The organism is Allorhizocola rhizosphaerae, assembly GCF_003426775.1.
Classification (GTDB): Bacteria; Actinomycetota; Actinomycetes; order Mycobacteriales; family Micromonosporaceae; genus Allorhizocola; species Allorhizocola rhizosphaerae.
In genome coordinates, this window is sequence record NZ_QJUG01000063.1 from 1 (window position 1) to 17,775 (window position 17,775).

The following is a 17,775-nucleotide window of genomic DNA, read 5'->3' on the forward strand; positions in this document are numbered from 1 at the left end:
CCGGGGCCAGCGACGCGACCGCGATGATGGCGGGTGCCGCCGTACCGGCCGCGGCCATCGACCCGGGCCGGGTCGGCCACCGCCGCCGCGCCCACAGGTCCGAGCCCATCCGCCAGCGGCGTGCCCCGCCGGGCAGGCGTTCCTCGCGCTCTATGCGCGGCAGCGTCGCGGGTGGCCTTGCGTTGGCCCGCAACAGCTCGGCCAGCACGACAAACAGCACGGCCGCCGCCGCGTAAACCCCGGCCGGCCGGTTGAGGATGAGCGCCGCCACGGCCACGGCCGTGCTGGACAGGGCGATGCCGACCGTGCCCCAGCCCAGATATCCACCGATGTATCGGCTGGCGAGCAGCAGCAGGCCAAGCATGCCGAAGATGGTCAGGATGGTCACCGTCAGCACGGCATCGGCGTCCACTTGGGAGTGTGCCGCATACGCCGCGACCGCCGCCGGGCCGGTCAGCAGCGCGCCGAGAAGTCCCGTCCCACCAACGACTTCCAGGTGACTCGGCGGCGGCGCACTGTCCTGGACGGACATTCGAGTGATGACCGAGGACACGCCCGCCACGACCGCCGTGAGCAACGCGATGACGGCCAGCGCGGCCGCGAACGTCCACAGCAACACGAGACTCGCCAGCAAGGCATGCAGCCCGACGATTATCGCCACCGTCAGCCGCGCGTAACCGGCACGCGCATCGACGGCCACGGTCGACGCGATCGCGTAGACGGTCGCGATGGTCAGGCCCAGCACGATCGGCGACCACCACGGCCAGCCCAGCTCGGCGGGCGCGCCCAGCGTGGCGAGCACGATCGCTCCCGCCGCCGCGTCGTAGTTGCGCGGCCTCGGCAGTGCCACGGCGGCCGCGATGGCCAGCACGACCAGCGCCGCCGGCACCTGCCAGCCGAACGACGTCGGCGCGGCCACGTCGGAAACCTGCGCCTCGAACAGCTCGCCCGGTGTCGTGACCGCGCGCACGCCCCCGGCCAGCGCGTGATAGCCCGCGATCGCGCCGATGACCGCCCCGGCGATGCCCGCTCCCACGGACGGGCCGCGCCGCCATTGCGCGGGCAGCGCACGCACCCCGATCGCGACGATGAGCACCGCCACCGCGCTCTGGAACATCCACTGCCGCGGCGAGAGCAGCTCGGCCGTGCGCGCGAGCGACGCGACCACCGCGATGGTCACGGCCGCCGCGGCGACGTCCGCCCCGTCGAGCACCCGGTCGGCGCGCCGACCCTCGTCAATGGACGGTGCCAGGGCCAGCAGGATCGCTGCCGCGAGCAGCAGCGCGCCCACGCCGGCGTCGATCGCTTCCGCCCCGTCCATGCCGAACGCCGCGCCCGTGATGAGCAGCGCGCCGAGGCCCGTGCCGATCGCGAGCGGGATGCCGATGCGGCGGTGCGCAACCAGGCGCACCGTCACCATCGCGAGGGTCGCGCTCGCCGCGAGGTATCCCACGGTCAGCGCGACGCCCGTCGACACGCCAGGGATGAGCGTGAGCACCCCCGTGGCCACGGCGCCGGGCGCGGCGAACGCCGCGGCGCCCGCTGCCGTGTCCGTGATCGGCTGGGCCTCAAGCGGTCCCGGGCGGGCGCGGTGAAGCAGCACGACGGCCGCACCGGCGATCGTGATGGCGGCGAGGACTCCCGCGGTCGACCACTGCCGGGCCAGGCCCACGCCGAGGGCGCCGAGCGCGACCGCCACGAACGCGATGGACTGGGCCGTCGCCGCGCGGGCTGTGATCGGTACCCAGAAGAAGAGAAAGGCCACGGCAGACAGGGTGAGCAACCATATGCTGGCCACCCAGCCGAGGTGAAGCGATGCGGGCGCGGCGAGGACGGTCAGGGCGGCGCCGGCGATAGCGCTCTCGCGGCGGAAGGCGGGCGGCAGGGCCAGAAACGCCGCCCCGGTGATGAGCGCGATGGTCACCACGAGCCGCCAGCTGGCGCCCGTGGAGTATTGCGCCACAAGGGTTTGATAACCCTCCACATTGGCTGTCCACAGTGGAAGCGCGGCGCGGGTCGGCGCGATCGCGGCCTGCAGTGCCTCGCCCACAACGAAAAGGCTCACGATGCCGAGCGCGACCGCCGAGGCGAACTGCGGCCCACGGCGAGCCTCGGCCGGCAGGGCGCGCAGGGCCAGGCTCGTTCCAAACACGACGATCGCGATGATGAGGATCGCGTTGCCCGGGATGGCGATGAGCGCGACCCGCGCCGCCGAGACGATGATCGCGAAGGTGAGCAGGCCCGACGCAACCTCGCCGAGCGGGCGTTTGCGCAGCATCAGCGACCCGAGAACGCCGATGGCCGCGGCGAGCAGCAGGGTCAGCGCGGCGCGCGACGAGGCGGCCACGTCGCTGCTGGTGAGCAGGGCCGAGATCGCGTAGACCAGGGCGGTGCCGAGCGCGAGGCCGTGCAGGATCCACGTGCCCTCCCACAGCCAGTGGGAGGTCTTGGTCGTGGGCGTCGGGGTTGGACGGTGATAGTGCTCCAAACCCCACGCTATCAACGCGTTTTGCGCGGCGACGATCGCGAACACAAGCGCCCACCCCGCCGGGCCCCTGATGTGATCCCAGGCGAGCAGCGGCAGCACCGGCTGGCTGAACAGCACCACCATGTAGCGCGCCGACGTGAGCCCGGTGAACTGATGGAACACGAACGCGGCCACCGCCGAGACCGCGAAGATGATCCCATAGACGGTGGTCTGCGAAGTTCCGCTGCCCTGGAACACCTGCGCGACCACGTAACCGTCCACAGGCAACAGTCCAAGCCCGACAGTCGCGAGCGACTCGGCCGTCGAGAACAGCCCGCGGCGCACCAGGATCTGCGGCAGCACCAGCAGCAGCGCGGTCACGATGCCCAGCACCGACAGCCGCGTCGCCGGGTTCACGTTGTCCCGAAGATCTACCAGCGCGAATATGACGGCCGTGATGCCGAGCAGCAGCGGCGCGAGGGCCAGCAGGACGTTCTGCACCAGCCGCGGCGACGCTTCCGGTTCCAGATGTGGCTCAACCTGGATGGTCTGCCGTGGCCTTCTTTGCTTAGGGGGTACCGGCGGAGGGGGCGGCACCGGTTGGGCCGGCCCCTGCTGCCCGCGGCGCGACCACGGGCGCTGCTTGGGCGCACCCTTCTTCTGGCGCTCCGCCTCGGTGCTGATCAGCAGATTGCGCTGGTGCAGCGCGGCCTGCATGGTTTGCGAATTCTTTTTCAGTTCCGTCTTGAGCTGGATGTCGCGCTGGTTCATCTCGGCGATCGCCTTGTTGACCCGGGCCAGCTCGTCGGTGAGCACGTCGGGCTGGTGCCCGCACTTCGGGCAGCGCAGCGTCGGATCGCGCATGAAGCCGCAGTGCGGACACGGGGCGGTCACCTTCTGGCCCTTGGTCTCTTCGCTCATGACCCGCCCTCCACACCATCACCCCTGCGCGTGCGAAGCAACGCGGCACGCCACCCGCGCACACACACTGTGCGTGTGCGAAGCAACGCGACGCGTCCTGTGTGGATCGACTCTCTCGAAGAAAGGCCTACTAGCGCAAGTCCCTTATGTGTAGATCGCGCGGATGAAACGGCTACACAGTGGCTCGGCCGAGCGCGCGAATGGTCCAGCCCGCGCCCGACCACGCCGGCGCGTCGAGGCAGTTGCGCCCATCGATGACATTGCGCGCGGCCGCGACCTCGCCGAGCGCCACCGGGTCGGCGTTGCGGAACTCGGCCCACTCGGTGAGCACGCACACCAGCTCGGTGTCCGTGACCGCCTCGACCATCGACTTGGCGTAGGTGACCTCGGGCACGGCGCGTTTCGCGTTTTCCATGCCCTGCGGGTCGTACACGCGCACCTCGGCACCCGCCCGGGCCATCATCCCGGCCACGGCCAACCCGGGCGCGTCGCGCACGTCGTCGGTGTTGGGCTTGAACGTCGCCCCGAGCACGGCGATCCGCGCGCCCGACAGGTCCGGCCCGGCCGGGCCGAAGCGCCGGCTCAGCAGCTCGGCCGCCAGGTTGAGCACGCGCTGCCGCCGGCGCAGGTTGATCAGATCCACCTCGTGCAGGAAGCGCAGCGCCTCGCCGGCCCCGATCTCCTGCGCACGGGCCTGGAACGCGCGGATGTCCTTGGGCAGGCACCCGCCGCCGAAGCCGAGCCCGGCCTGCAGGAAGCGGTTGCCGATGCGCGGGTCGTGCCCGAGCGCGCGGGCCAGCGCGGTCACGTCGCCACCCGCCGCCTCACACACCTCGGCCATCGCGTTGATGAACGAGATCTTCGTGGCCAGGAACGCGTTGGCGGCGTGCTTCACCAGCACGGCCGTCGGGAAGTCGGTGTTGACCACGGGCACCTCGCGATCCTCGACCGCGGCCAGGTCGAACACGCCCTTGTGCGCCATGTGCAGCAGCGAGTTGGCCCACTCGGTCTTGGTGGCCACGACGATGCGGTTGGGCCGCATCACATCGTCGACCGCGAAGCCCTCCTGCAGGAACTCGGGGCTCCACGCCACCTCCACCCCGAGCTCGGGGCGCACGTGCTTTTCGACCAGCTGTTCGACCCACTCGGCCGTGCCCACCGGGACTGTCGACTTGCCGACGATGAGCGCCTTGCGGGTCAGGTGCGGGGCCAGGCCCGTGACCGCCGTCTCGACGTAGCTCAGGTCGGCGCCCAGGCTGTTGGCCCGCTGCGGGGTGCCCACGCAGATGAAGTGCACGTCGCCGAAGTCGGCGGTCTCCTGATAGGACGTGGAGAAGCGCAGGCGGCCCGAGGCGACGTTTTTGCGCAGCAGCTCGTCCAGGCCCGGCTCATGGAACGGCACCTCGCCCCGGGCCAGCCGCTCGATCTTGTCCACGTCGACGTCGAAGCCGAGCACCTCGTAGCCGAGCTCCGCATAGCAGATGGCATAGGTCGCGCCCAGGTAACCGCAGCCGAGGAAGGTCAGGCGTGGGCGGGGGGCTCCGGAGGGGGGAGTAACCGATGCGGGCTGGCCTACGTAGGGAACCGTCACGGGAATCTCCATTCATCAGCGGGCTGCAGAAGCATACCTTGAGCGCGTGCGGCTATCGTTTCGAACCAGCGTTAAGCTACTCGACGGTAGCGTGTGAGGAGGCGTGATGTTTGACCTGTACAGCCTGTCCGAGGAGCACAGTGCCGTGCGTGAGGCGGTCCGTGCCGTGTGTGACGCCAAGGTCGCCCCCAATGCGGCCACGGCCGACGAGACGAGCGAGTTTCCCCAGGCCAGCTACGAGGCATTGCGCGCTTCCGACTTTCATGCCCCCCATATACCCACGGAATACGGTGGAGCAGGCGCCGACGCGCTGGCAACCGCCATCGTTATCGAGGAGGTCGCACGGGCGTGCGCCTCGTCGTCACTGATCCCGGCGGTCAACAAGCTCGGCACCATGCCCTTGCTCCTCGCCGGCTCCGATGAGCTCAACAAGCGCTACCTGAGCCCGGTCGCGTCGGGCGACGCCATGTTCTCGTACTGCCTGTCGGAGCCCGAGGCGGGCAGCGATGCGGCCTCGATGACCACGCGAGCCGTGCGCGAGGGCGACTTCTGGGTGCTCGACGGCGTCAAGCGCTGGATCACCAACGCGGGTGTGAGCGACTTCTACACCGTGTTCGCCGTGACCGAGCCCGGAACCGGGGCCCGCGGGATATCGGCCTTTGTAGTGGAAAAGAGCGACCCGGGCGTGAGTTTCGGCGCACCAGAGCGCAAACTGGGCATTAAGGGATCACCCACGCGCGAGGTCTATCTCGATTCGGTACGGGTTCCGGCCGACCGGATGATCGGAGCGCCCGGCACCGGCTTCGCCACCGCCATGCGCACGCTCGACCACACCCGCGTCACCATCGCGGCCCAGGCGCTCGGCATCGCCCAGGGCGCGCTCGACGCCGGGCTCGCCTACGTCAAGGAGCGCAAGCAGTTCGGCAAGCCCATCGCCGACTTCCAGGGCATCCAATTCATGCTGGCCGACATGGGCATGAAGATCACCGCCGCGCGCGAGCTCACCTACGCCGCCGCCGCCCGCTCCGAACGCGATGCCCCAGACCTCACCTACTACGGCGCGGCCGCCAAGTGCTTCGCCTCCGACGTGGCCATGGAGGTCACGACCAACGCCGTGCAGCTGCTGGGCGGCTACGGCTACACCAAGGACTTCCCGCTTGAGCGCATGATGCGCGACGCGAAAATCACCCAGATCTACGAGGGCACCAACCAGGTCCAGCGCATCGTCATGGCCCGCCAGCTGCTCAAGGGCGTCATCTAGCGCTGTTTCCGCCGACCAAGCCCTCGATCGCGTCACGGGCCGGAAGCCATCCGGAACGTGGCGGTGACTCGTCCTATGTGGACGCTGCCGGTGTGGTCGCGGACGGCGCCGACGATGATCCGGTACGGGGTGTCGCTCTCCAGTGGGCCAGCGGGGTGCAGCGTCACGCTGTTGGCAGCCACGTCGAAGGAAACCGTGGCCGCCACGGGGATGCCGGTCCGGCCGTGAACGAGTGACACGGTCGAGGCGTCCACCGAGGCCGGGTCGATCACCCGCTGGAACGCCACGCTCGGGGTAGCGCTTTGGGCCACGCCGACCGCGAAGTCGGCCGGTGTCATGTCGCGCACCCACAGCCGATCGCGGCCCGGTGCGCGGCCGGCCTGGTCGGCGAGCACCAGCATGCCGGTGTTGTAGTCGGCGATCACCGCATCCGGGCGCCCGTCACCGGTGACGTCGCCCAGCGCGAGCCCCTGGACGTGGTAACTCGTGGCATACGGAAGCGTGTTGGTCAGCGGGGCCCCGAGTGTGCCGTCGGACCGCTGCATCAGCGTGCTGAGCAGCCGATGTCCACCGTGGACGGTGACCACGTCGGCCCGAGAGTCACCGTCGAGATCCGCGGCCTCGATCGGCTCGGGGATGTCCCTGGTTTGGTGCACGTCGGGAATGGACAGTCCGCCCCCGGCCGTCTGCCGGAAGACGTTGAGCCGCGAGGACGGATAGTTGCCGCCGAGGGCGGCGACGATGTCGGCCCGGCCGTCGCCGGTCACATCGGCGACCTCGATCCCTGAGACACCAAGATCGTCCGCTCGGACGGTCTCATGCTCGGTCCTGCTCCAGCCGAAATCGCCGCGGTGATAGACCTGGATCCGCGTGCCGGAGAAACCGGCGATGTCGGCCCGGCCGTCGCCGTCCACGTCACCCACCTCTATCTCACCCGGCCGGTCCGCGCTTACCACCGACCGGAGCAGGTTGCCGTCCGGCTCGTGGGTGAGCAGCAGGATGCCCGCGCTGCCGTTGACGACCAGGTCCGCGTCGCCGTCGGTGTCCATGTCCGCGGCGACGAGGTGCGCGGCACCCGCGGTCCCGGGGAGCAGCCGGCCAGGCTCCAGCGCACCGGAACCGCTCTGCTCGAAGACCTCCACCCCGGCGGACGTGGCGAGCGCCACGTCGAGCCGGCCGTCCCGGTCGATGTCGAGCACGCCCAGCCCGGCCCCGTCATCGTCGCCCCAAGACAACCGGGTCTGATAGCCCACCGGAGCGGCCAACGACCCGTCCGCGTTCTGCGCGAAGACGAACAGCTTGAACTGGTCGGCTGCGCCGCCCGAGCGCGTGGTGAGCAAGGCGTCGGCGCGGCCGTCGCCGGTCACATCGCCCACCGCGACCGAGTTGGGCCGTGCACCCACCGGATAGGACAGCGGCGCCTGGAACGCGGGCGGCGGCGCGGACGGCGTGGCGACGCGCACCTCGTAGGTGTTGGTAGGGAGCCGTCCCCCGTTGTAATTGCGCACCGATATGTAGTGCGTGCCGGGGGCGACGCCGAGAAACAGGCTCTCGATGCCGCCGGGGCCCCGGCTGTCGGCCTCGCCGAGCCACCGCAGCTGTGCGTCGTACACCGTCAAAATCGGGTCTATGTTTTGCGCGATCGAATGGTCCACCGGCGGCGGGGTGAGCCGGAACTCCACCGTTCGCGTCGATGCCGACTCCCACCTGAACCAGTCGACATCGCCCTCGACCTCGATCGCCGCCCAGCTGACGCTGTTCTGGAACAGCGCCTCGGCCCGCGCCGGCACGTCGTTGGGCTCCCGCAGGCGAAATGTCGGCCGTGGGAACTCCGCCCCGGCCGGGCCGCCGACCGCGTGCAGCGCGTCGAGGATCCCGTGGCCATAGAACTGGTCGATGCCGTGCGGCCCTGCATCGCGCGTGGTGTCGCGCAGGCGGGCGTGCACCTGCGCCGGGGTGAGCGCCGGGAACCGGGCCCGCACGAGGGCGGCGACGCCCGAGACCATGGGCGCCGAGAACGAGGTGCCGTTTCCTGTCAGGTACATGCGGCGGTCGGCGCTGGGGATCGTCGAGATTATCCGGTACCCCGGTGCGGCTACGTCAATCCAGTCGCCCCGCGTGCTGAAGGAGGTGAGCACCCCCGCGCTGTCCGTGGCGCTGACCGCGAGCACCTCGGGGAACGCCGCGGGATATTGCGTTGTGGCATCCGCGCTGTTTCCACCGGCGGCCACGACCAGGGCGCCGTTGTTCGTCGCGTACCGGATCGCCTCGTGCAGCACAGGGCTGTCGCCTGGACCGCCGAGGGACAGGTTGATGATCCGCGCCCCGTGATCGACCGCCCAGGCGATGCCGGTGGCGATGTCGGAGTCGAGCGCGAAACCGTTGGAACGGAACACTTTTATCGGCATGATGCGCCCGGTCCAGGCCGCACCCGCGATGCCGGTGCCGTTGCCGGTGTTGGCCGCGGCGATGCCGGCCACCATGGTCCCGTGGCCGCCGAACTCCGGGTAGTCGATCGGGAGGTAGTCCGTCGGCGGGGCGGCCGGATTCACCACGTTGTACCCGGCGACGGTCCGCCCGGCCAGATCAGGGTGAAGGTGGTCCACGCCGGTGTCCACCACGGCGATCACCTGGCTGCTCGCGTCGCGGACCAGATCCCACGCCTCAGGCAGCCGGACGGTGCTCAGATAGGGCTGGCTTCCATCGGTGTAGAGCGGATCGTCAGGCACCACCGCGGGCCGCCGATGGCGGTCCAGCGCTGCGGCCTGCACGGCGGAGTCCTTCTGCAGGGCGCGCAGGACGACGGAGGCCTCGCCGCTGGTGCGAAGCTTGACAAACGAGCTGCCGGGCACCTTGCCGACCACGGTTGCGGCGTGGCGCGCGAGCGTGCGCTCGTGGCTCGCGGCGGCGATGCCAGGCACGAATCGCACGAGCAACGTATGCGGGTCGTAGCCATGGTGCGCCTCCACCCCGGGCGCCTGGGCCGGGGGAGCCGCAGCGGCCGCGGAGGTGGCCGGACCGGCCATCAGCAGGGCGAGCGCAACAGCGCTCGCATGGCGGAGCGGCATCGATCCTCCTACACATGGGCATATGCGCCCCGGTCGCTGCCGAGTCGCGAAGGCGAAGTCTAGCTCCATTGTGGAGCGTGGGTCATCTGATGTTCGGTGTGGGCCGAAGGCCGGTTAAGACCCTCGGCCCGCCATGAGCGAAGTGCGCCTGATGATTTAGCGGATAACGGTTTCGGACGACGGAACCAGGGTGTAGCAGACCGCGCCGTTCGCGAGGATCGCGTAGCTGACGGGATCGACAAATCCCCGGGCGACTCCGGGCGTCATGTTCCTCAGCGTTTCGGAGATGTCCCAAGCGCCATCGTCCCACCACCCCGGCTCGATACGATAGCCGCTCAGCGTATGAGGGGTGGGAGGGGTGACAGGTCTTGGCGTTCTCGTTCGGTGCCCTGCTTCGCGAACACCGCAGGAACGCGGGCCTCACCCAGGAACAGCTCGCGGCGCGGGCATCCATCAGCACTCAGGCCGTCGGAGCGTTGGAGCGCGGCACTCGACGGTTCCCGCATCAGTACACGATCAATCGCCTTGCCGACGCCTTGGGTCTCGATGGTGAGCAGAGAGCCGCATTCAGCGCGGCTGCCGCACGGCCGTCGGGATCGGCGGCCGACGAGTGCTCCGTGACGGTCGGCGAACCACCGGGCGGCGCACTTCCGCGGCAGATGCCTGCGCCTGCGGTGTTGACCGGTCGCGACGCGATGATCGTCGAGATCGTCGCGCGGCTTCGCCAGGCCGATTCTGGTGAGGCGCGCACGGCATTGTTGGTTGGCCCGGGAGGGATCGGCAAGACCGCGCTGGCATTGGCGGTCGGGCACCGGATCGCCAACGAGTTCACCGACGGGCAGCTGTTCGCCGACCTGCGTGGCGCTCAGGAACAGCCGGTTGACCCGCATGTCGTCCTCGGCCGGTTTCTGCGAGCGCTCGGCGTGCCACCTGCCGAGGTGCCAGCGGATAACGACGAGCGGCTGGCGGCGTATCGCAGCCTGCTGGCGGGCCGGCAAATGTTGCTGCTGCTCGACGACGCCGCCACCGAGGAACAGGTTCGGCCACTGCTGCCACCGGCCGAGGGCTGCGCGACCATCATCACGTCCCGACGGCATCTGGGCGCCCTGGTGGGGACGGCCCGGTGGACGATTCCCGCGCTGGTGCCCGAGGACGCCCGGCGGCTGCTCGCCCGGATCGCCGGAGCGGCGCGGATCGCGGCCGAACCGGCCGCCGCCGCGCAGGTGGCCAACGCTTGCGGATACTCGCCGCTGGCGCTGTGCGTGGCGGCTGGACGGCTGGCTGTCCGGCCGCACTGGTCGGTCGCCGAGCTGGGCCGGCGGCTCACCGCCGAACACGGCCGGCTGGACGCCCTGTCCGTGGGCGATCTCGACGTACGGGCCAGCATCGGGCTCAGTTATCGCGCCCTGGGCCACGTGCACCGGCAGCTGATCCGCAGGCTCGCGCTGCTGTGGATGCCGGATTGGCCGGCCTGGGTCGCTGACGAACTGGCGGCCGGGCCGGCCGAGCCGCTCCTTGACGAACTCGTCAACGTCCATCTCCTTGAGCCGGTGGGCGTCGACGCCGTCGGCCAGCAGCGGTATCGCCTGCATGACCTCGTCGCCGAGTTCGCACGGGAGCGGGCGCTGGCCGAGGAGAACGCCGACGATCTCGACCGGATGACACATGACATTCTCCGGGCCTGGCTGGCGCTGGCCAGCGTGGCTGACGACGCGTCCGGGCACGGCTACGAGTACGGCAACGACCTACTGAACTGCCCGGTCCCACCAGGCCCCTCGGCCGTGGCTCGGGCGGCTCCCGTCAGCTGGTTCGAGGTCGAACGCGTCACCCTGGTGGCGGCCGTCGGCCGGGCACGCCGACTCGGTCGCGCCGATCTGGCAGGCGCCCTCGCGTTGCGGCTCGCCGGGTTCCTCCGGGTGCATGGACACCGGGACGACCAGATCAGCACGCTGCGCGAGGCACTGGCCGCGGTCCGTTCGGGCGGGCACGATCGCCTGCGGCTACGTCTCGCGCAAACGCTGTTCACAGCGTATGTGGATCAGGATCTCGACGCCGAGATGCCCGCGCTCACCGAGGAGATGCTCGCCTGGGCTCGGGCGCTCGGCGAACCCGATCTGCTGATCCGGGCACTGCTGCAGGCCGGTCTGTACGCGAAGCGGCGCGGCCGGCTCAACGAGGCGGCCCGATACTACGAACAATCCCTCGCCGCCTGTGGCGACGCGTCCCCACTCCTTGTGTCGACGGCGCTTTCCTCGGTCGCGGTGGCCTACGCGGAAGCCGGTCGCCCGCAGGACGCCCTGCCGCTGTCGGAGCGGGCGGTGGCAATTCAGCGCACCGCCGGGGCTCCCGTCATCACAGCGATGCGGCTGCTCATCCATGGCGAGGTCCTGGCCGAGTTGGGGCGGCTGGCCGACGCCCAGACCGCGCTCGCTGAGGCCTTGGCGCTGCACGAGGCGGCCGGCCATGCGGCCGCGCGTGCGTATGCCGAGGTCAGACTCGCCGACCTGGCCATCCGCCGGGGTCAGTGGGAGATCGCGGGCGGCCTGATCGGCGGGGCACTGGCCACCTTCGAACGGCTCGGTGACGCGGGCAGTGCCGCGTACGCCTTGCGGTCATTGGGCGATCTCGCACTCGCTCAGGGCCGGCTCCGCGAAGCGCTTGAGCCGCTTCGCCGTGCTTTGGACATCTGGCAACGGCTGCGGCTTCCGTTGGAGGCCGCGCGCCTGCACGCCCGTCTCGACCAGGCGCTGTCCATTTTGGACGATCCGGGTGCGGTCGAGCATCGCGCCGCATGCGACCGCATCCTGCACGACCTAGGCCTTGACGCGAGGGCGCTGAGGCTGCACACGCAGCGGGTGGATGCCGGAGCCGCTCGCTGAGAGCCGCACGATCGCCGTCTGGTCATCTCGGAATGTGCGGGTCGATTGTCAAGATTGCCGCTGTTCCGGCTGATGCCATGCCAGCCAGACCGCGGCTATGACCATCCCCCGCAGACCGTGGACATCCGCCGCCGTCATCATCGGCGTGCTCGGCACACCGCCCGGATCAACCTGAAGCGGCGCTTCGCCGACGCGATCGTCTTCCAGTAGATCGGCGTGCCCAAGCTGCTCGCAGCCGACCGCAACCTGGACACCGCTCCCCACTACGGCGGGGCCGGCTACAACGTGTGCAACGACGCCCACACCAGCTACCGCAGCTATTGCTCGACCGCCGTCATGTAGAGGTGCACGGGCGAGAACTGAGGCTGCGGCGGCGGGCCTGAGGCCCCGGCGGCCTTCAGCGCCGGCGCGAGGCGTTCCTTGACGAACCGGATCGCGTCTTCCTGCGACTCCCACACCTCGATGACACGCCATCCGCCGTTCGGGCTGGGCCCGGCGACGTGCAGGATGCCGCCCGCGGGCTTGTCCAGGCCGAGGCTTTCCCGCGCCTTGTCGTAGATCTCTTGGGACCCGTTCGGGTTGTCGATCAGCATCATGATGGTCATGGCTTCCCTCCTTGGTGGCCGCGAACACACCGGAACCGTGCAGCATGACCACCGGCGGTCCGTCCCCGCCTTCCAGCATGGCAGTCGGCACACCGGCCAGTCTCAGCTTTCGCTGTGTCACGGCAATTCGGCCGGCAATCGGCCACCCAGCTCGTTCATCGCCGCGTCCGGTAGGTCGTTGAAAGCCCGACGTTACGAAAGGGGCAAGGGCATGCGGCATCGCTCGGATCCAGCACGACGCCTCAGTGGGGAAGATGGAACGGCCGGGGATATGGCGTGGGCTGGTAAGCGGCGTAGCCGTGGGTGGCCGCGGGTTCAAACTCCGCCGCGAGCCGGTTCAGCGTGGCGGGTCCGGTGTCGGGCCACCGTCCGGTGCTGATCCTGTGTTCGAGCGTGCGAACGGCCGCGAGCATCTCCCCGGTGGTGAACGTGCAATGTCCGGCCCGGTGCACGAACGCCTGGCGCAGCAGCCGCGAGCGGCCGGCATCGCTGACCGCCTCGGCATACGCCTGCTCGGCCTGGGCCGGGACGCCTGGGTCGCCGGTGGTGTGGATGCTCATCATCGGCTTGGTGAGCCGGCCGGTGAAGGCGATGTTTCGGCTCATGTAGCCGACTGCCGCGGGATCGGCGCCGATGCGCGATTGCGCGGCCAGCGTGGCCAGGTCATCGCGCGGCGACAGCCCCGACCGCGCATACAACGCCTCGACCTGCTGCCGACCGGCGGAGCGAGCCAGCATGCGGGTGTAGTCGACGCCGGTGTTCCAGGACATGTTGCCGCCGGCGTGCTCCTCGGCATCCTGCCGCCAGGAGAGTCCCGTTCTGATGAATTGACGCAGTACCTCGAACTGGTTGCGCGCAGCGGTGTCGTAGTCGTCCGGTTCCGGCTCCGGCTGAGCCGGGTTGGTCCACGCCGGGATGTTGCGCAACGCCGCAACGAGCGCGATGCGTGCGCGGCCCTGCGGGGTTGCCTGCGCCGCGTCGAGGGCGGCGGTCAGTTCGGCGACCGAGGCCAGTGCCGTGGCCTGGTCGGGCAGGCGCACCAGCGGTGCGGTCGAGCCCGGCGCCAGCAGGGCACGGATGGCGAACAGCGCGTCGAGGGCGTTGTTCCAGTTGGCTACCGCGCCTTGCTGGATTCCGCACATGGTCACGGCGCCGCCGATCCGGTGGCTGTACCGCTCGGCGAGCCCGGTCGTGACCATGCCGCCCATGGACGTGCCCCAAGCGATCGTGCGCCGGGCCGGGCCGAACCGAGCCCGGAATTCGTCCAATGTGGATAGCTGTGCGGGCAGGGCTCCCGCCACGGCCCAGCCGGTCTCCGGGTACGACGATCCGATCTGGGCGTAACCGGCTTCCAGCAACGCGCTGCGGACGGCGTCGCTTGGCGCGTTGCGGGCCGGGTTGGACACGCCATCGGGCACGTAACCGTGGCTGTAGAGCAGCACGGTACCGTTCCAATTCGCCGGCACATCAATCACATACGCCGAGCCGTCCGGCAGCACGCCCTCGACATGAGACGCGGTGGCGGTGGACTTCGCAAGCGCCGCATTCGGATTGACGGTGGGGCCGAGCAGGGCGATCAACACGAGTGCGCTGACAATCGTCTTCACGGGCGATCCATTTCGTTTGTTGGCAACGGCCAGCCAGACGGCCACGCCCACGCAGGTGGTGGCTGCCAGAAGCAGGAGCACCAGGGCCGGGTTGACCCATGCCGGGACCAGGTCGTAGGCGGCGTTGCACTTGTTGTGCAAGGGGAACAGGCGCGACGGCTCTCGCCAGTGTGCCGAGCGGTAGGCCTCGTCGTAGGTGGTGCCCGCCGCGTGGCAGGACTCTTCCGGGTCCAAAGAGGACCCTGAGAAGGCTCCGATGAACCACGTGACGGCGGCCGCGACGACGCAGAGCCCGGCTGTCGCGACGAACCAGCCCGGGGTCGTCCACCGGCTGGACAACAGCGGCCTGGCCCACAGCCACAGCACGAGCATGCCTGGTACGGCGACCAGCAAAGCGCACCCGATCACGGCCACCTAGCCGAACGTGTACGGGGTCAAGTATTCGGGCAGCACGATGTCCGTGCGCGGCGCGACTTTGCGCACGGCCGCAACAAACGCGTCGAGCCGCTTCTGGTCGCCGGGCAGGATGCTCGGCGGGTTGGTCAGCGGCGCCTCGAAGTCGTCCCAGTGCACCGGCACCACGGTGCCCGGCCGGTCCAGCGCGTCGAGCAGGCGCGGCACATAGGCGTGCGTGGCATCGGTGGCCGGCACAGCGATCATCGCGACGTCGGGCGCGAGTCCGGCAAGGTTGCGTGCCACGAAGTCGCTCGCGCCCATGAAGAACACCGACGGCCCGCCGCGCGGGGTCACCTGGTAGGCGAGGGTGTCGCCCTCCGGCAGGTCTCCGATCTTCGCCGGTCTGGCCGGGACCGTCATCCGCACGCCCGGGATCGCGACCGAATAAGCGGCGTTGCGGCTGTGCAGCGACGCGATCACCTCGACGGTGTAATCGCCGAAGTCGAGCACCTCGCCGCCCTTGACCGAGCTCAGCTGGCTGGAGGGCAGCCCGTAGGCCAGCCCGAGGTGGTACGCGGTGAGCGTGCCGAACACGCGGGCGCCGGACCGCTGCGCGATATGCGGCACGTCGTTGAAGTGATCCCAGTGCGTGTGCGTGACCAGGATCGTCTGCGGGGTGCCGGGGTGGTCGGCGATGCGCTCGGTGTCGACGACCAGCGGGGTGTCCAGGTCGGCGGGCCGCCCGGTCCGCAAGCGGCTCAGGTATGGGTCGATCAGCACGGTCTTCTCGCCGATGTCGATGCGCCAGCCGGAGGTACCGAGCCAGCGCAACGTCGGGACCGGGCCGGCCGGCGCGGGCCGGCTAGGGGTAGCGGCCGCGGAGGCCGGGATTGTCGCGCCGGTGGCGACGCTCGCCAGCGCCGCGCCGGCGGTGGTGCGCAGGAAGCGCCGGCGACCGAGTGGGGGTGTGGCCATGAGACTCCTCCGTCGTGAAGATCAAGTCCGAGCCAACCAGCTGAACCCGCACTATGTCCAAGACAGATGTCGTCGCAGTCCATAGCGTTTTGATATAGCTGGGTGGGTGGACCTGCTCGCGCACCTTGAGGCATACGTCGCCGTGGCGGAGGAGCACAGCTTCTCCAGGGCCGCCGATGTGCTCTACGTCGCGCAACCGGTGCTCAGCCGGCGGATCAAGACGCTGGAGCAACACCTGGGCGGCGAGCTGTTCGACCGCTCGGGGCGCCAGGTCACCAACACCGACCTCGGCGCGCTGCTGCTGCCCCACGCCAAAGACGTGCTGAGCCGGGTCGACCACCTGCGCCAGGTGGCCAGGACGGCCGTGACCGCGGCGCCGCACACCGTGGGTGTGCCGCCGGACTCCGAGCCGGCGGCGCTGGCGCGTGTGATCCGGGCCGCGACCGAGCACGGCGTGCCGATCCGGGTGCGCGAGCTGGCGGCCGACGACCGGGAGAGCGGCCTGGCGGACGGCTCACTGGCGTTCGCGCTGCTGCGGGTGCCACCGGAGACGGCGAGCCATCGCATTCCGCTCGGCCTCGGGTCCGCCGTGCCCCTGACCGGCCCGTCGGGCCGACGCCCGGTACACCTGGACAGTCTGCGACCACCGCGCGGCGGACGCGGCCCGGTGCCGCCGGTCCTCGTCACTGCGGAGGACCAGACCGGGTTCGCGGCGGACCGACTGATCAAGGCGGCGGCTCGCGCGGGCCTGTCCGACGGGCGCATCCAGCGCGCCGCGTCGACCGCGACCGCGGTTGCCGAGACGCTCGCCGGCCATGCCGTGCTGCTCTGCGCCGAAGCGTTCGCCCGCCGGCACGGCCTGGCATGGACGCCGCTGGCCGACGCGACGCTCCATCGTGGATACGAGCTCGCCGCCGGCCGGGCCGGTGACCGCGCGGCCCAGGCTCTCGACTGGATGGGAGTGTTGCTCGCCGATGCGATCGGCACCGCCGAGCGGGCCGCCGCAGCGGACGGCGGCGGCACCGGTCCAGATCCGCGCTCAGGCTTGGCAGCACGCGGATGAGCGCACGCCATCCGGCGGTCGTCGCCAGCACAGCGGATCTCCTCGCGGTCGCCGAGTCCATCGCCGAGCGGTGGCACGAGGTCGGTGCCACCGGCCACCTGCTGGCCCGCAACATCGACACCGGCGACGAGCTCGGGTTCGATGTGGACACTGCGGTGCCGCTGGCGTCGGTGGCCAAGGTTCCGCTGGCACTGGTGGTGCTGGACCGGATCGCCACCGGCGCGTTCGATCCCGCGCTGCCGGTCACCATCGACCCGGCAGCCAAGAGCGTCGGCCCAACCGGCGTGGCCGCGTTCCGTTACCCGGCGACCCTCGCCGTGGCCGATCTCGTCCACCAGAGCCTGACCGTCAGCGACAACGCCAGCGCCGACGCGTTGTTCGACTTGGTCGGCGTGGACGCGGTCGACGAGCGGCTGCGGGCGTGGGGCTGCGCGGGGATCCGGATCCGGCACCGCATGCACCGCATGTACGAATGCGCCGCGGGTGTGGCCGGCGACGACTTCGGCCTGGCACTGGAGCTGGCGATCCGGGACGACGCCGGGGGACAGCACGCGATTGAGACCCTCGATCCCGCCCACGCCAACGTCGGCAGCGCGGCCGCCCTCGTCGACCTGTTGCAGCGGGTCTGGCTGGACCGGATCTCCGAACCGGCCGCCACCGCCGAACTGCGCCGGCTCATGGCATTGCAGGTCTTCACCCAACGCCTGTCCAGCGACCTGCGCGCCGATACGGTACGGGTCAGTGGCAAGACCGGCACGTTCCTGCACCTGCGACACGAAATCGGCGTGGTGGCAAGCGAATCCGGCGACCGGATCGCGGTCGCCGCCCTCACCCGCTCGCACCGCCGGGCGAGCATCGCCCACGACATCGATCTGGCCATCGGCGCGGCCGCCCGCTCCGCCTTCGAAAGCCTCCGCCGCTGACGGCGCGACAGCGGCGGGG

At 70.3% G+C, this 17,775-nt stretch carries 12 protein-coding genes; 6 read left to right on the forward strand and 6 right to left on the reverse strand.

The window, feature by feature from the left end:
• Together DM816_RS15725 and DM816_RS15730 are read right to left on the reverse strand one after the other, a co-directional pair.
• Positions 1 to 3,388, reverse strand: a 3,388-nt coding sequence (locus DM816_RS15725; RefSeq protein ID WP_117210984.1) for a permease, incomplete at its 3' end; no start/stop codon positions are given.
• Positions 3,389 to 3,560: 172 nt separating this feature from the next.
• Positions 3,561 to 4,913 carry a UDP-glucose dehydrogenase family protein gene (locus tag DM816_RS15730; protein WP_425455245.1) on the reverse strand — a complete coding sequence of 451 codons (1,353 nt, stop codon included), beginning with the start codon at positions 4,911 to 4,913 and terminating at the stop codon, positions 3,561 to 3,563.
• Positions 4,914 to 5,085: 172 nt separating this feature from the next.
• Here DM816_RS15730 and DM816_RS15735 point away from each other — a divergent pair, with 172 nt between their 5' ends.
• The gene (locus tag DM816_RS15735; RefSeq protein WP_117210985.1) at positions 5,086 to 6,240 is read left to right on the forward strand and encodes an acyl-CoA dehydrogenase family protein; all 1,155 of its coding nucleotides are present in this window, start codon (positions 5,086 to 5,088) and stop codon (positions 6,238 to 6,240) included.
• Positions 6,241 to 6,272: 32 nt separating this feature from the next.
• Here the strand turns inward: DM816_RS15735 and DM816_RS15740 are convergent, their stop codons facing one another.
• Positions 6,273 to 9,308, reverse strand: a complete 3,036-nt coding sequence (locus DM816_RS15740) for a S8 family serine peptidase (RefSeq protein WP_162907508.1) — start codon at positions 9,306 to 9,308, stop codon at positions 6,273 to 6,275.
• 368 nt (positions 9,309 to 9,676) lie between these two features.
• Between DM816_RS15740 and DM816_RS15745 the strand changes: the two genes are divergently transcribed.
• From DM816_RS15745 to DM816_RS45255, 3 genes are read left to right on the forward strand one after another with little or no spacing between them, the layout of a single operon-like run.
• Positions 9,677 to 12,187 carry an ATP-binding protein gene (locus tag DM816_RS15745; protein ID WP_117210987.1) on the forward strand — a complete coding sequence of 837 codons (2,511 nt, stop codon included), beginning with the start codon at positions 9,677 to 9,679 and terminating at the stop codon, positions 12,185 to 12,187.
• Between the two features lie 54 nt (positions 12,188 to 12,241).
• Positions 12,242 to 12,397 carry a hypothetical protein gene (locus DM816_RS42580; protein ID WP_162907509.1) on the forward strand — a complete coding sequence of 52 codons (156 nt, stop codon included), beginning with the start codon at positions 12,242 to 12,244 and terminating at the stop codon, positions 12,395 to 12,397.
• A 6-nt stretch (positions 12,398 to 12,403) separates the two neighbouring features.
• Positions 12,404 to 12,529, forward strand: a complete 126-nt coding sequence (locus tag DM816_RS45255; protein WP_281274329.1) for a hypothetical protein — start codon at positions 12,404 to 12,406, stop codon at positions 12,527 to 12,529.
• Here the strand turns inward: DM816_RS45255 and DM816_RS15750 are convergent.
• From DM816_RS15750 to DM816_RS15770, 3 genes are all read right to left on the reverse strand, one after another.
• Entirely contained in the window at positions 12,505 to 12,792 is a 288-nt protein-coding gene (locus tag DM816_RS15750) for a hypothetical protein (protein WP_117210988.1), read from the reverse strand. The two genes, DM816_RS45255 and DM816_RS15750, sit on opposite strands and share 25 nt — an antisense overlap.
• Before the next feature lie 242 nt (positions 12,793 to 13,034).
• Positions 13,035 to 14,813: an alpha/beta hydrolase family protein gene (locus DM816_RS15760; protein WP_211588718.1), complete on the reverse strand. Its 1,779-nt coding sequence runs from the start codon at positions 14,811 to 14,813 to the stop codon at positions 13,035 to 13,037.
• A complete protein-coding gene (locus tag DM816_RS15770; protein WP_117210989.1) occupies positions 14,814 to 15,770 on the reverse strand; it encodes an MBL fold metallo-hydrolase in 957 nt (318 codons plus the stop codon).
• Between the two features lie 106 nt (positions 15,771 to 15,876).
• On the opposite strand from DM816_RS15770, the gene DM816_RS45260 reads away from it, so the two are divergent.
• Positions 15,877 to 16,833: a LysR family transcriptional regulator gene (locus DM816_RS45260; protein WP_117210990.1), complete on the forward strand. Its 957-nt coding sequence runs from the start codon at positions 15,877 to 15,879 to the stop codon at positions 16,831 to 16,833.
• On the forward strand, positions 16,830 to 17,756 hold the full coding sequence (locus DM816_RS15780; RefSeq protein ID WP_117210991.1) for a serine hydrolase: 927 nt from the start codon (positions 16,830 to 16,832) through the stop codon (positions 17,754 to 17,756). The genes DM816_RS45260 and DM816_RS15780 overlap by 4 nt, the downstream gene beginning before the upstream one ends.
• The last annotated feature ends 19 nt before the right edge of the window (positions 17,757 to 17,775 follow it).